The sequence below is a fragment of the Cerasicoccus frondis genome, assembly GCA_031296915.1.
GTDB classification, from domain to species: domain Bacteria; phylum Verrucomicrobiota; class Verrucomicrobiia; order Opitutales; family Cerasicoccaceae; genus Cerasicoccus; species Cerasicoccus frondis.
Genome location: JAVDPC010000009.1, coordinates 198,652 through 211,890, shown reverse-complemented (window position 1 = coordinate 211,890; position 13,239 = coordinate 198,652). Strand labels below are relative to the sequence as shown.

The 13,239-nt window shown below is 57.3% G+C and carries 14 protein-coding genes; 5 read left to right on the top strand and 9 right to left on the bottom strand.

Features of this window, described 5'->3' with window-relative positions:
• Positions 1 to 563: IS630 family transposase (locus tag RBB63_RS09900; RefSeq protein WP_309383676.1), on the top strand; the 563-nt coding region annotated here is incomplete at its 5' end.
• A gap of 287 nt (positions 564 to 850) precedes the next feature.
• Here RBB63_RS09900 and RBB63_RS09895 read toward each other — a convergent pair.
• From RBB63_RS09895 to corA, 6 genes are all read right to left on the bottom strand, one after another.
• Positions 851 to 2,368 carry an O-antigen ligase family protein gene (locus RBB63_RS09895; protein WP_309383674.1) on the bottom strand — a complete coding sequence of 506 codons (1,518 nt, stop codon included), beginning with the start codon at positions 2,366 to 2,368 and terminating at the stop codon, positions 851 to 853.
• Positions 2,369 to 2,389: 21 nt separating this feature from the next.
• A complete protein-coding gene (locus RBB63_RS09890; RefSeq protein ID WP_309383672.1) occupies positions 2,390 to 2,947 on the bottom strand; it encodes a DJ-1 family glyoxalase III in 558 nt (185 codons plus the stop codon).
• 5 nt (positions 2,948 to 2,952) lie between these two features.
• Positions 2,953 to 3,759, bottom strand: coding sequence for an alpha/beta hydrolase (locus tag RBB63_RS09885; RefSeq protein ID WP_309383671.1), 807 nt, complete (start codon positions 3,757 to 3,759; stop codon positions 2,953 to 2,955).
• Positions 3,760 to 3,774: 15 nt separating this feature from the next.
• Positions 3,775 to 4,878 carry a tRNA dihydrouridine synthase gene (locus tag RBB63_RS09880; protein WP_309383669.1) on the bottom strand — a complete coding sequence of 368 codons (1,104 nt, stop codon included), beginning with the start codon at positions 4,876 to 4,878 and terminating at the stop codon, positions 3,775 to 3,777.
• Between the two features lie 147 nt (positions 4,879 to 5,025).
• Positions 5,026 to 5,472 (bottom strand): bifunctional nuclease family protein, encoded by a 447-nt coding sequence (locus RBB63_RS09875; protein WP_309383667.1) that lies wholly within the window; start codon positions 5,470 to 5,472, stop codon positions 5,026 to 5,028.
• 358 nt (positions 5,473 to 5,830) lie between these two features.
• Positions 5,831 to 7,081, bottom strand: a complete 1,251-nt coding sequence (corA, locus tag RBB63_RS09870) for a magnesium/cobalt transporter CorA (RefSeq protein ID WP_309383665.1) — start codon at positions 7,079 to 7,081, stop codon at positions 5,831 to 5,833.
• Positions 7,082 to 7,174: 93 nt separating this feature from the next.
• Here corA and RBB63_RS09865 point away from each other — a divergent pair, with 93 nt between their 5' ends.
• Both RBB63_RS09865 and RBB63_RS09860 read left to right on the top strand, forming a co-directional pair.
• A complete protein-coding gene (locus RBB63_RS09865; RefSeq protein ID WP_309383663.1) occupies positions 7,175 to 8,104 on the top strand; it encodes a tyrosine-type recombinase/integrase in 930 nt (309 codons plus the stop codon).
• A gap of 33 nt (positions 8,105 to 8,137) precedes the next feature.
• Positions 8,138 to 8,317 (top strand): hypothetical protein, encoded by a 180-nt coding sequence (locus RBB63_RS09860; RefSeq protein ID WP_309383662.1) that lies wholly within the window; start codon positions 8,138 to 8,140, stop codon positions 8,315 to 8,317.
• Between the two features lie 191 nt (positions 8,318 to 8,508).
• Here RBB63_RS09860 and RBB63_RS09855 read toward each other — a convergent pair whose 3' ends face one another.
• Both RBB63_RS09855 and thrC read right to left on the bottom strand, forming a co-directional pair.
• Positions 8,509 to 9,204, bottom strand: a complete 696-nt coding sequence (locus RBB63_RS09855; RefSeq protein ID WP_309383660.1) for a class I SAM-dependent methyltransferase — start codon at positions 9,202 to 9,204, stop codon at positions 8,509 to 8,511.
• A gap of 52 nt (positions 9,205 to 9,256) precedes the next feature.
• Positions 9,257 to 10,624: a threonine synthase gene (gene thrC, locus RBB63_RS09850; RefSeq protein ID WP_309383658.1), complete on the bottom strand. Its 1,368-nt coding sequence runs from the start codon at positions 10,622 to 10,624 to the stop codon at positions 9,257 to 9,259.
• Between the two features lie 181 nt (positions 10,625 to 10,805).
• Between thrC and RBB63_RS09845 the strand changes: the two genes are divergently transcribed.
• On the top strand, positions 10,806 to 11,417 hold the full coding sequence (locus tag RBB63_RS09845; RefSeq protein WP_309383656.1) for a pyridoxamine 5'-phosphate oxidase family protein: 612 nt from the start codon (positions 10,806 to 10,808) through the stop codon (positions 11,415 to 11,417).
• 160 nt (positions 11,418 to 11,577) lie between these two features.
• A complete protein-coding gene (locus RBB63_RS09840; RefSeq protein WP_309383653.1) occupies positions 11,578 to 12,465 on the top strand; it encodes a PEP-CTERM sorting domain-containing protein in 888 nt (295 codons plus the stop codon).
• On the opposite strand, the gene truA is transcribed toward RBB63_RS09840, so the two are convergent.
• Positions 12,462 to 13,232: a tRNA pseudouridine(38-40) synthase TruA gene (truA, locus tag RBB63_RS09835; RefSeq protein ID WP_309383651.1), complete on the bottom strand. Its 771-nt coding sequence runs from the start codon at positions 13,230 to 13,232 to the stop codon at positions 12,462 to 12,464. The genes RBB63_RS09840 and truA overlap by 4 nt on opposite strands.
• Positions 13,233 to 13,239 lie beyond the last annotated feature (7 nt).

Sequence of the window (13,239 nt, the reverse complement as noted above, 5' to 3'; positions counted from 1 at the left end):
TCGATGAAAAAAGCCAGGTTCAGGCGCTGGAGCGTAACCAGCCGATCCTACCGATGCGCCCCGGACAAAGCGAACGAAGAAGCTGGGACTATTGGCGCCATGGCACCCTCAATCTGTTTGCCGCACTGAATGTGAAAACTGGCGAAGTCTTGGGCAAATGCTACCCAAGACATCGCAGCAGTGAGTTCCTCGCTTTCCTGCGGGAGGTGGAAAAATCCTTGCCTCAACGCACCAAAGAAGACCCTTACGAAGTGCATCTGGTCATGGATAACTACGTCACCCATAAGGCCGAAAAGGTGAATGCATGGTTGGCAAAACGACCGCATTGGCACGTTCACTTCACGCCCACTTACAGCTCATGGCTCAACCAGGTCGAACGCTTCTTCGCAATCATTACCGACAAACAGATACGAAGGGCTTCATTCAACAGCCTCAAATCGCTCAGAGAAGCTATCGAAACATTTATCACCAAATACAACGAGCAACCAAAGCCATTTAAGTGGACAGCGGACGCAGATCTGATCCTCGGTAAGGTTCAGTATTTATGCAGCGAACTTCGCTGACACCACACTAGAGCACTTTTCATCTAGATTGGCCGATCAGGTGGGGTAGAGATTGGATGCAGCGCAAGGCGGCTTTGATTGAGCGGGCTGGAAGCCCGTGATTGAAATGCCAACGCCGCGAACTTCCAATCTGGCCCCAAGCCCTAAACCGAGTGCTTTTCCGCGCCAGCGTTGTTGGCTTTTCGCTCACAGGCTCTAGCGCGGGGCAGCATGGCCGCCTGAAGACGGGACTCCTACCTACGCAACGGAGTTTTTTTGCGTAACGAACTTCGTCGACGTCACACTACCTAATGCTTGCGGCTGCGCCTTTTGCCCGAGCCGTGGCGGCGGGAGTGCCGCTTGCGGGGCTTGAGTCGGTGTGAATCGTCACCCGCCTCGCCGTCCTTGGGTTCGGGGCGGGGGAACACCGTGACGCGGGCAACCGGCGTTTTCGGCTGATTTTGCTCGGCGGCGTCGGACCACTTGTAGGCCAGGGCGAGGCCCAGCCAGATGCACACGAAATTCGCCGGCGTACTCAGCGGCTGGCTGACGCAGGCCAGGATGGCCAGAATCGTCGAGGCGCCCCAGAGGTAGTGACTCAGGCGGCGATGCGACTTGAGCCGGGCAAAGCGAATCATCAGCGCAGCGGGGAAGAGCAGCCACAGGGCCACGCCAACTGCGCCGTACTCCACCAGCGCCTGCAGGGCGTCGGAATGAGGTGTCAGGTAAAAGCTGTTGCCAAGGTCCACTTGCTTCTGGAAGGGGAACACTTCGGCAAAGCTGCCAGCGCCCCAGCCGAAAAACGGCCGTTGCTCAAAGAGCGTCCATGCATCTCGCCACAGCGCCGATTGGATTGCCCAGGGCATGCCAAAGGGCGCGAGTGTGGGGTCGCTTTGCGCCAGTTTGAACTCGCTGGCGATGTAGAAAATACTGGCGCCCGTCAGCCCAAAACCAATCAGGGCCAATGCGGAGCCGAAGAGGATGCCCACGGCTTTTTTCCGCATGACGTAGGCCACGCCGGTGCTCAACATGAGGAGCCCGAGCCCGACGCCCAACAGGAAGCGGTGCACCGGAGCGCCGGTCCAATAAATGGAGCCTGCGAGCGTGATCCAGCCCAGCGTCAGCCAAAAGCCGCGCTGCGAGAAAAAGCCGGATCGTTTGCCTAAGTGGAAGAAGACGCCGAATGAGACAACCATCCAGAACAGCGCAAAGGCCGCCCATTGGTCTCCGGAAGGGAAGACGGAAAAGAAATCGCTTTGCGCCGGGCTGATGAAGGTGAGGATTTTCTTCCAGCGGAAAATGATGCCCACCAAGCCAACGGCGGCCAGCGCCAGCACGCTCCGGGTCAGGTAGCGGAGTATTTCCGCGAGCGCATGCTGGCTCTGAGTGAAGGCGATCAGGCCGACCATGGACAGCATGACCATGACCGGGTAAAGCAAGAAAATGTAGTTCTCATGCGCGATGCCGCTGACCGGGCCAATGGAGGCCGGGTTATCAAAGCGGACCATGACCCGATCTCCGATAAACAACTCAGTGACGCTGGGTGAAAATTGCCCGGTTATCCAAATGGCGATAATGAGGATGGGCGGGATCAGCCAGCGTTTGAAATACCGGCGGTTTTCCCGGGTGGAAATGGTCCCCTCGCGTCGGTAGACAAAGTAGAAAAACAAGGAGATGGCGCCAACGGCGGCGCAGATGGCGGGGCCGCCAGCGAAGTCGCCGGCCACCAGCCAGGTGGAGAGCAGGCTGAGGCCCACGATTTGTGCGACTACATTGCCCTCAGTCGAGGTCTTATAGCCCGGCAGCGGATATTCTTCTTCCCACACAACAGTTCGAGGATTGGACGCCTATTGCTGGGCGCTCAGGCAAATGGAAGCAGCGACATCCAGGGCGGCCTGCTCGCTGGTTAGCTGGGCCAGTACGGTCAGCGCAAAGGCGGTTGCGGTTCCGGCGCCCTGGGAGGTCGTAATGAGCCCGTCGGTGACAACGCTCTGGTTTGCGTCGCGCTCGGGGAGCTCTTCGACTGAGGCAAAGTGGCAGGTGTAGGCCTTGCCCTCGAGCATACCGGCGTCCAGCAACGCGAGCGGGGCGGCGCAGATGGCGGCTACGCGTCGGCCAAACTCCACCTGGCGAAGGATGGCCTTGCGCACACGGGCGTCGTGGCGCAGCGTTTCGTAGACGCCTGGGCCGCCTGGCAGGACGATTACATCGTAGTCGCGCAACAGCGCCTGGTCCAAGTCCACATCCGCCATGACGGAGACTTTATTGCGGCCCAGAACGAGCTTCTCCTTCGTCAGTGAAGCCACGGTAACGGAGACCTCGCCCCGACGCAGGATGTCGATGGGGGCTATGGCTTCCATTTCTTCGAAGCCTTCATGCAGAATGACCAGTGCGGTTTTGCTCATTGGGATTATTTCAGAGATTCAGTAAAGTGTCGGATGGCATCCCAATAGCGTGAGCCCGCGGCTTCAACCAAATTGTTGTGGCCAGCCTCGTCGATAAACAGCGACGACTTTTCGCCCTGATAGGCGCTATAAAGTTCCTCAGCGTGGCTGAAAGGGACCGTGCTGTCCAGCTTGCCGTGCATCAGGAGGATGGGGCACTGGACCTGATCGACTAGGGCTAGGTTGTCAAACTTGTCCCAGGGCAGGATCTTCTTTCGGGTGATCACGCGGAAGGTGCTGGAGAAACCGCCGTCGATGATCATGCCCGCGACTGGCTTTTTCGCCGCCAGCGCCCACGACGGGCCACTGCCCAGCGAACGGCCAAAGAGGATGATTTTGTCCGGGTCGACATCGCGTAGCATCACGAGATAGCTAAAGGCGTTGGCGGCAGCTTCCAGTGCGCCTTGTTCGGTGGGGCGACCTTCGCTGAGGCCGTAGCCGGGATAATCATAGGCAAACACCGCGAAGCCGCGGGCGCGCAATTCTTCCAAAAACGGTCGGATTGCGCCGATGTCCTCACCATTGCCATGGCTGTAAAGAATGGTGTATTCCGCCTCGGGGTTTTCCAGGTAGATGGCGGCGATTTCCTTACCGTTGCGCAGCGGCAGTTTGATGATTTCCTTCGAGTCGGTGTAGCTCGGCTCCGGCGCGGGGAAGATCATGCCGTCGGAGAAAAACACCGCAAACAGGCAGAGCCCGAGGTAGCCGACGACTAACCCGATGGCGAGCCCGTTGATGAGTTGCCAGATCATGCGTCGTTTCTTGCGGGCCATGGCGGGAAGTCGAGCCTATACGGCGTTGTCCAAGCTGCATTCTTCCGGCTCGCCCACGCTGCTGGCGGATGGGCCGGTGGGGCCTTCGCGGCTCGGGCGCGCGATCAGGCCAGGGTAGGGCTCGGGGGAAAAGGGCAGCTTGTCGCGTCCGCCTTCGACGAGGTGTTCGTCGCAAATTTTGAAATAATCCTCCGGCGAGCGTGCGCGGCGAACCGTCCGCAGGAACGCGCCCTCGGGGTCGACGCTTTGCCCCACAAAGTTGAGGAACTTCTTCATGTAGGCCACGTGGCGGCCTTCGTCGTGGCGCGTCTTGCGCGTTTCGACCCAGAGCAGGTCCACGTATTCGCGGACGTCGCCCAAGGTCGGTTGGAAGATACTTTGCGATGCAAAGCTTTCGCGGAGCTGACGGAAAATCCAGGGGTTGCGAATCGCGTGGCGGCCGATCATCAAGCCGTGCGCGCCGGTGTGCTTCAGCACCCAGTGCCCTTTCTCGACGGACGACACATCGCCGTTGGCCAGCACCGGGCAGTTGGCGGAGTCCACTGCGAGCTTGATCGCATCGTAGTCCACCTCGCTGCGATACATGCCCTTGACCGTGCGCCCGTGGACGCTGAGCAGGTCGACATCGTGCTTGTTCACGAGTCCGATAATCGTCTCGTAGTGCTCCATGTCGGCAAAGCCGATGCGCATCTTGACCGTGAAGCGACCGGGGCAAACCTCGCGCAACGCGCCGAGCAGTTGGTCGACTTTTTGCGGATCGCGCATAAGCCCGCCGCCGACGTTTTTCTTGTAAACCTTGGGCGCCGGGCAGCCCATATTCAGGTCGATCCCGGCGATGGGGTGCTCGATCAACAGGCGCACGGTGCGCTGCATGTGCTCGATGTCTTCGCCGATGAGCTGTGCAAACACCGGCCGGTCGCTCGGGTTGTTGATGATGGAGTCGAGGATGTGCGTTTCCGGGCGCGAGTGCTCGTGCACGCGGAAGTATTCGGTGAAGAAATAATCCGGCGGCCCAAACTGATTCACGATCGCCATAAACGGCCGCGTTGTCACGTCCTGCATCGGCGCAAGGGCGGTCGGCGGCTGATTGGGAATGAGCGTATCAGGCAAAGCGCGCATTATCTCATCCGTATGTAACCCATGAGCACATAGGTGAGGACTGCCAAGAACAACACAAAGCTAGCAATTCCAAATGCAACATCGATATGGTCTAAAAGCCATTGGTGCAGGCTGAATTTTGCAGTCTGCGAGCGTTGTCTTTTCAGCTTATTCACTCTGTTGCTTCAGGATGCGGTCCAGGATCTCCGTCATATCCTCTACGGAATCGATGACATTTTTGGCGGCGTAGATCGGTTTTTCGGCTTGGAGGGCGAGGACGATGGAGTCGCTCGGGCGGGCGTCGACTTCGACGATCTTTTTGCCGAGCTCGTTTTCCATGGAGAGGATCAGGCGTGCGAAGAAAGTTCCTTCGTCGACGTCGTTAATCACGACGCGGTCCACGCTCACGTTGAAACCCTGGAATATGCTGTCGATTAAATCGTGCGTCAGTGGGCGCTCTTTTTTGACGTGGTTGATGGTCATGGAGATGGCGTTGCCGATGCCTTGATCGACATAGATCACGAACGTCTTTTCCTCGCTGCCGAGGAAGACCGCGCATCCATTGGAAGTGGGCATGACGCCCTTGATTTCGACTTCGACCACGTCGTTTAGCATTACCTAAGGGAACACCAAATCCGCCGCTTCCGCAAGCGCAACCTGAGGGCGGAAGGGGAGATTTTTGGCAGGAAAGGGTGCTCGAATTACCCCTTGTCGGATGCCAGCCAGCTTCTTATGAAGCCATATGGCTGACAAAGGTAGCGCGGAGCGTCCTCGCTCCGCAAGTAGTGGCATTGATCGCATCAGTTCATGAAAGCTGGTTGCCGCAAAGAGTATTATCCGAACCTCCTGGCATTTATGTTCATCCTTGCGGAGCGGGGACGCTCCGCGCTACCTCATTCAGGTCGCAAGGCCATTTGCGCAATGCGCAAATCCGGATGCAACGCATCCGACGGTCCAGCGGGACGCTGGCTGGTTAGCGGTCGCCGCCGATCCAGCCTTTGCGCCAGAAGTAGATGGCGAGTCCGGTGGTCATGCTTAGACAGATGCCCCAGAAGACAAAGTAGGAGTATTGCCAGCCGAGCTCGGGGATGTATTCAAAATTCATCCCGTAAACGCCGGCCACAAAAGTAGTCGGAATAAAGAACGAGGCCATGATGGTGAGGACCTTCATGATTTCGTTCATCTTGTTGCCGACGGAGCTTTGGTAGAGGTCATTGAGGCCAGACGCGGTTTCGCGGTAGGTTTCGACTACGTCGATTGCCTGCATGGTGTGGTCGTAAACGTCGCGGGTAAAGGCCTTGACCGGCTCGCTGATGGCGCCGTTTTCTTCGCGGTAAATGGCGTCGATCACTTCGCGCATCGGCCAGAGCGTGCGACGCAGTTGGGAGAGCTCACGCTTGTAGGCGAAGAGGCGTTGTTGATCGCTGGGTTTGGGGTTGAACGCGATGCCTTCCTCCATGTCTTCGAGGGCGGAGCCATAGCCTTCAATCAGCGGGAATAGGTGGTCGACCACGGAGTCGAGCAGTGCATAGAGCAGGTAGTCTGACTTAAACTGCATGAAGCGCGCGCCCTTGTCTTCGATGCGCTTACGGACGGGGTCAAAGACGTCGCCGGGCATTTCCTGAACGGTCACCAGCGTGTCGCCATAGCTGAAAAAGCTGATCTGTTCATTGCGCAGTTTGCCTTCGGAAATCTGGATCATGCGCGCTACGACAAACAAATAATTGTCGTGGGATTCGCATTTGGGCCGTTGCAGCGGCTGGATGACGTCTTCCGCCGCCAGCGTGTGGAAGTTAAAATGCTCACGCAATTCATTCACGGTTACGGGGTTGAGGCCGTCGACGTTGAGCCAGCGCACGTGCGCGCCTTCCGGGCGTGGCTTCGCCAGAAAGGCCTTCAAATCGTCGATTTGCGTCATTTGGTAGAGCTCTGGTCCGTAATCCAGGCAGGTGATCGTGACGGGGATTTCGTGCGCGTCTTCTTTATTCAGGTAATGCTCAATGCCGGGCGCGGAGCCTGGCTTTGCGCGCTCGATGAACGGGGCTATCGGCGCCTCGACCACGCCGAGCACCGTGGCGCCCAGGCTTTTCACTGTGCGCCCAATCGCGCCGACGGTGGTGGTGACTGCATGGGCCGAGCTGGTGACCGCCTTACCCATTCCCTTGCCGACTTCGGTTACGCCTTTACTGACCTCATCCACTGCGTCGAGCACTTGTTTTTTCATAGTCCTTAGCCTAATGTTTGTTCATCATAATTCAAGTTTCAGATGCATTTGAATGCAGCTTGTAACGCCGGGGAATTTCTTCAATCTAGCCAAATGGGAGCCGCCGCTAACGCCAATAATGAACGACCTGAGCTGTTGGTCGTCAGCAATTTCTTGCGGCACTTGAAAAGCGAGCGGCGCGTGTCGGATTACACCGTGCGCAACTACGGCGCCGCGCTCCAGCGGTTTGCGGATTTTCTTCGGGGCAGCGGTTGGTCCGGCGATTGGGATGCGGTCAACACCGTGCAAGCGCGGGCTTACCTGATCGAGTCGCAGCGTGATCTGTCGCGCCGGACAGTGCATAATCATTTTTCCGGGTTGCGGACCTTTTTTCAATGGCGGCGTCAACGTGGCGCCACGGCTAATCCACTGGCAGGTTTGAGCCTGCCGAAGTTGCCGAAGTCGCTGCCCAAATTCCTGACCGAAAAGCAGATGAAAACATTGCTGGATGGCCCCATGCGTTTGCTCGACAATGAGACCATCGAGCCCTTCGTTGCTTGGCGCGACCGCCTCATGATGGAGCTGCTTTACGGCGCCGGCCTGCGCGTCAGCGAGCTAGTGTCGCTGAACTACGGCATGATTGATTCGCAGGGCATTGCGCGCGTCGTCGGGAAAGGTCAGAAAGAGCGTCTGTGCCCCATTGGCAAAGTCGCGCTCGCGGTTCTGGAGAAATTCAAGCGCGAGTTTGCCACGCGCACCGACCGCGACGCGGCGATTCTCACCAGCGAAAACGGCAAGCGCATCAGCGTGCGCAAGGTGCAGCTCACGCTGAAAAAATACCTCTCGCTGGCGGACCTTCCCATGGATCTTTCGCCGCATAAATTGCGTCACAGCTACGCCACGCATTTGCTCAACCACGGCGCGGACTTGCGCATCGTGCAAGAGCTCCTCGGCCACGCGAGTCTTTCGACAACGCAAATCTACACCCACGTCGGCGTCGCCCGCCTGCAGGAAGCCCACAAACGCGCCCACCCCAGGGCGTGAGCACCCGGAGATGAATAATTATCGAAGGCTATTTTGACGCTGGTTGGCGGACTGGTATTTGGCTTCGTCGCAGGAGTGTTGGCGAACTATGTGTATGCATTGATTTATCCGACCAACCATGTGGATCATTTGTTTTGGGCCCGAGTGGCAGTCAGCATGATTTTATTCGGCGGCGGCGCGGGTTGGATGGCGTTTAGACACGGTTCAGCCTAACCAGCCTCCGGCTGGACCGTCGGATGCTGTGCACCCGGATTTGCGCATTGCGCAAATGGCTAATCGAACTGAATGAGGGGAGGGCCAGTCTCCAGACAAGCCGCAACGTTGGAGTGGCATTTATTCAAATATTCTGAGGTCGTGCGGATCGTCTCGATCCGCGTCACCTTTTTCACTACTTCGCCAGTAGCTCATACACTGCAAACGGTGGGGTGTGGCGCTCGTCTTTCCAGGCGATGCTGTCGCGGTCGAGGCCGAGAGGTTTGTGAATACTTTTGCACCGCAAAGTTACTTTGCGTGAAAAAGTAACGGTAGCTTTTTTCGTCCCAGTAGTAATCGGTCACTACGTAGTCTTCGGGCAGCAAACGCGCCTTCACGATTTGCCCGTCTTGCAGAGGGGCGCGGTTCTCGGGGAAGTCGATATCGATCGACACCCAGTCGCCCGCGTAGAACTCCGCCGTGTTGACAATGAACACCGCGCGCCCGTCGTCTTTGAGCACGCGGCGACACTCCTTGAGCAGTTGGATGATATCGCGCGGGTTGCTCATTTCGAGGAGCATCCAGCTGGAGAAAATCAAGTCGAAGTAGCCATCGTTGGCGGGTAGTCGTCCGCCGTCGGCAATCACGTCATACTTCGGCTCATGGCGCGCCAACGCGCGGGCCTGCTCGATCATGGCGGGGTTGTGATCGACGCCGTAGTCAATCGCTCCCAAGCGCCCGAGGAATTCCGTGGACCGACCCGCGCCGCAACCGACATCCAGTGCGCGCTTGTCTTTAATCCATGGCGAGAGAATCTCCGCCGCACACCGAAACGCAATCACGTCTGTGGTCTGCATGCCGCGCAGTGCAAACTTCTTCGCATACTCGGCCTGCGGATCATCGCTCATTCATCAACCTCCAATGACAACTGACAATTGAAAATTGATAAATGAAAAATCATCAATTGCCTTTGGCGTGTTCTTTGAGGAACTCGGCGACGGCTGCGCCTTCGGCGGGAAGCAAATAGTTCACGATGGGTTCGTTTTTGATGGCCTCCAGGGATGGCGCGGTGGGGGTGCGACCGAGGGCCTGCTCAATGACTTCCGGGAACTTCGCCGGGTGCGCGGTGGAGAGTACGATGTTGGTCTTGGATTCGTCGAGATCCTTGAATGCGCAGGCGGTGTGTGGGTCGGAAACGTATTTGTATTTCGCAAAAATATGCTCGATGACCTGCGTGATTTCGGCGTCGTCCATACGGGAAGCGGAGAAGACATCACGGTCAAAGTTTTCGAACTGGTATTTGCCTTTGGACTTAAATTCCTGCATGACTTCGCGAACTTTGGCCGGGTCTTGACCGACGCTGTAGTAAAGGAAGCGCTCGAAGTTGGAGGCGACCTGGATGTCCATCGACGGCGCGCAGCTAGGCGCGACATCGTTGACTTCATAAAGGCCGGTGTTGAACAGCTTGCAGAGGATGTCGTTCTGGTTCGTGGCCACGCGGAAACCTTCCACGGGCAGGCCCATCTTGCTGACGAGCCAGCCAGCGAGCACGTTGCCAAAATTGCCCGTGGGCACGACATATTGTACGCCACGTTCGCGGTCAGCCTCGCTCAGTTGCAGCCAGGACCACACGTAGTAAACGCACTGCGCGAGGATGCGCGCGAGGTTGATCGAGTTGATCGCCGACAGGTTGTATTTAGCCTTGAGATCGGCGTCGCCAAAGGCGTCTTTGACCATGGCCTGCGCGTCGTCGAAAGTGCCTTCGATGGCTATCGGGTAAACGTTGCGCGCGGCAGTGGTCGTCATCTGCCGCTCTTGCAGCATGGAGACGCGGCCTTGCGGATACAGGATGAAAATGCGGACGCCCTTTTTGCCGAGTAGGCCATGGATGGCGGCCGAGCCGGTGTCGCCGGAGGTCGCTCCGAGCACGTTGATCGGGTCGCCGGTGCGCTGGATTTGCTCTTCGTAAAGGTTGCCGAGCAACTGGAGGGCGAAGTCCTTGAAGGCGAGGGTGGGGCCGTGGAAAAGCTCCAGCACCTGCAGGTGATCGTCGAGCTTGACGAGTGGGGCGATTTCCTTGCGCGAAAAGGTCTTGTAAGAGGCCTTCACGATGTCGTGCAGCTTGTCCTCGAGCATGTCGGTGGCGAAGAGCTTGAGGAACTCGAAGCAGAGATCCGGGTAGCTGAGGCCAGCCCAGCCTTTGAGCTTGGTCGAGATGTCGGGCAGCGTCTTGGGCAGGTAAAGGCCGCCATCGGGCGCCAGTCCGGTCGCCACGGCTTCAGTAAAAGTCGTCTCGTCGCTTTGTCCGCGCGTGCTGAGGAATTTCATCAAAAAAGGTGTGGAGGTTTGTAAGTGCGGAAGTGTTGAGGCTGAGGGTTCGCAAGTTTGGGCGATTTGTAAAGGTTGTTGTTCTTGGGTTGTCTGCGGAGGTTTGAGCATCTAGCCTTTAGTTATCTCCTTGGACAACTTCTACACGTCCACACTTCAGCACTTCTACACTCTTTGAAAAATGGGCAAAGTCTACGACGCCATCGACGACAAAATCCGCCAATGGGTGGAGCAGCAGAAAATGTTCTTTGTGGCTACGGCGCCGCTCTCGGGGGATGGCTTGGTCAACTGTTCGCCAAAGGGGATGGACAGCTTTCGCATTCTCGGTCCAACGACCGTCGCCTACCTCGACCTGACGGGCAGCGGCGTGGAAACCATTGCTCATCTCAAGGAAAACGGTCGCATTGTGGTGATGTTTTGCGCGTTTGAAGGCTCGCCCAAGATCATGCGCTTCCATGGCAAGGGCGTGGTCCATGAGCTCGGCAGCGAGGGCTACGCAGAGCTGTTGCCGCAGTTTGAAGACATTGCCGGTGCGCGGTCCATCATTGTCGTTGATGTGAAGCGGATCAGTGATTCCTGCGGGTGGGGCGTGCCGCTGTATGATTATCAGGCCGACCGCGATACGCTGCGCAAAGCCAGTGAGAAAGAGGGCCCGGACGGCATGGTTCGCTACCGCAATGAAAAGAATCTCGTTAGCCTGGACGGTTTGCCGGGATTTCCTGAGCAACAGCCCGCGACGCCTGAAAAGGCCTCCGACGAACCGATTGAGCGCTCTGGCGCCCAAAGCGGGTAGTCCGTTTTTGAGCTGTGGTTGACTGTCGTTGTCGTTCCTTGCGGGAGTTTGAATAAACGGCAAATTATTTAATTACTTGACGATTTTCACGACAAGCTATAACGTTCTAGTCAGTCGCGAATTACCCCCCTTTGAACTACAACCCCGAATACTACCCGTTATGATCCACAAATCGCTTGTTGACCGCTTGTCCCTGAATAAGATAGCGAGCCCCTTCCTGATTGCGCCTTTGCTAACCCTCTGCACCGCGCACGTGTCCAATGCAGAACTCCTTGTTTATGACGGCTTTGGCGTGGGTGTCGGTGGTTATACGGATGGCGCTTCGATCACTGGAAATGGCCACGGAACCGGGTGGCTGGGGGACTGGACCGCAGGCTCTCAATACGCGACTGTTAGCGGAGGCATCGCGCCCAGCAGCATCGTGAGCGAAGATGGCATGGTGACATTTGGCGATGGATCATCCTCGCAGGCAATGGGGCGCTCCTACGACGTTACTTTCAGTTCAGACGACATTACCGAAGGTTGGGCCAGTTGGACCGTCCAACGCAATGGTTTACGCGAATTCAGGTTGAACCCCTTTGCGACGGTAACGACTGGCGCCGGACAATTCATGGGAATTCACGCTGAGAATTTTAGCTCCTCGTTGACCGCAAATATTCGCTACGGCTCGGCCAATGACATTGCGACCGGGACTTCTTTTGAGATGAGTACGGCGACCAGTTATTTTATGATCGCACAGGCGATATTGAATCCACTGGGCACGCCGGATACGTTCAATGTTTGGATTTTTGAGTCGAGCAGCTATACGGGTGCGTCATTAGGCGCGCCCACGATTTCCGTATCACATGACTCAGATTTCGACTTCGATTCCTGGTCGGTAACTGATCAGAATCCACAGAATAATACCGCTAATGTAGTCTACGACGAATTCCGCATCGGTAATACATTTGAGGATGTGTCAGGCATCGTTCCAGAGCCTTCGACTTATGCGCTTTTAGCTGGCGCAGTATGTGTCGGCATTGCTTATCTGCGCCGTCGTCATCATTAAACGCTTTGGTCTGACTCGACGGAGCAGTCGTCATAGTACACTCGCTCCAGCCAAAGGCCCTTGGCGGGGGCGGTGGCGACGCGGTTCGTGCGCTGTCGAGACTCCAGTATTGCGCGGACTTCTTCGGGGGTGAGCTTGCCCAGGCCGACTTCGACCAGCGTGCCCGTGAGGCTGCGCACCATTTTGTAAAGGTAGCCGCTGGCTTCAGTGACGATCGTCAGGCTGGCGCCTTTGCGGCGGACCTCCAGCATGCGCAGGTCTTTGACTGGATTGTCCTCTGAGCCATCGCCGCGATTGGCGCTGAACGCCGTGAAGTCATGCTCGCCCAAGAGCTGTGCAGCGGCGGCGTTCATGGCGAATTGATCCAGACGTCGGCGACCGAGTTCCCAGCAATACCGAGCTTCCCAAGGGCGCGCCCAGCCTTCGAACAAGCGATACGAATAGCGCTTGCCCTTAGCTGAGAAGCGGGCGTGAAAATTACTTTCCGCCTCCTGAACTCGATAGACTTGCACGCTTGCGGGCAGGCCACTGCGAAAGGCGCGTTCAAGTTTTTCGGCGCCGTGCTCCCAGTCGGCCTGAAAGTGAAATACCTGGGCTTTGGCGTGGACTCCGGCATCAGTACGGCCACTGCCATGGATGCGGATCGGTTCTTTGAAAATTTGCTCCAGACGCGCTTCAATGAAGTCCTGGACTGTGTTGCCGCCGGGCTGACTTTGCCAGCCATTGAGGCCGTTGCCATCGTAGGCGCAGGTGCACTTCCAGATCATCGACACA